Raw genomic sequence first — 424 nt, 5'->3', positions numbered from 1 at the left:
GCTGAACCGGCCGGTGCAGGTGAAGCGCCCCGGCCTGGCCGACACGGTCTATGGGCTGGACATCCTGGGCCGGGTGGTGGCGGAGAAGGCCGGCACGGTGCTGGTGCGCACGCATGCCTACGACACGGCCGGCCGCAAAATCTCGGCCAGCGTCACCCTGCCGCGCCCGGCCACAGGCGTGACGGGGACGGCCCCGGCAATCGCCATGACATTCGCCTATGACGAGGACGGCAACCGCACGGGGGCCACCTGGTCGGGTGCGACGGTTGGCTGGCGCTATGACGGGTTGAACCGGGTGACGGGGGTGGACCTGGGCACCGATGCGGTGACGCGGCATGTCTATGACCTGCTGGGCCGCCGGACCTCCACTTTGCGCGGTGCGGCGACCAGCACCTATGGCTATGACATTGCCGGACAGCTGACG

Annotated in this window: 1 protein-coding gene; it reads left to right on the top strand. The window is 69.8% G+C overall.

Annotated features, from left to right (window positions below):
• Positions 1–424: hypothetical protein (locus tag ACM9HJ_RS31035; protein ID WP_416575675.1), on the top strand; the 424-nt coding region annotated here is incomplete at both ends.

The sequence above is a fragment of the Niveispirillum sp. KHB5.9 genome, assembly GCF_048066115.1.
GTDB lineage: Bacteria > Pseudomonadota > Alphaproteobacteria > Azospirillales > Azospirillaceae > Niveispirillum.
The sequence above is the reverse complement of the archived record's forward strand: the minus strand, read 5'-3'. Positions and strand labels throughout refer to the sequence as shown.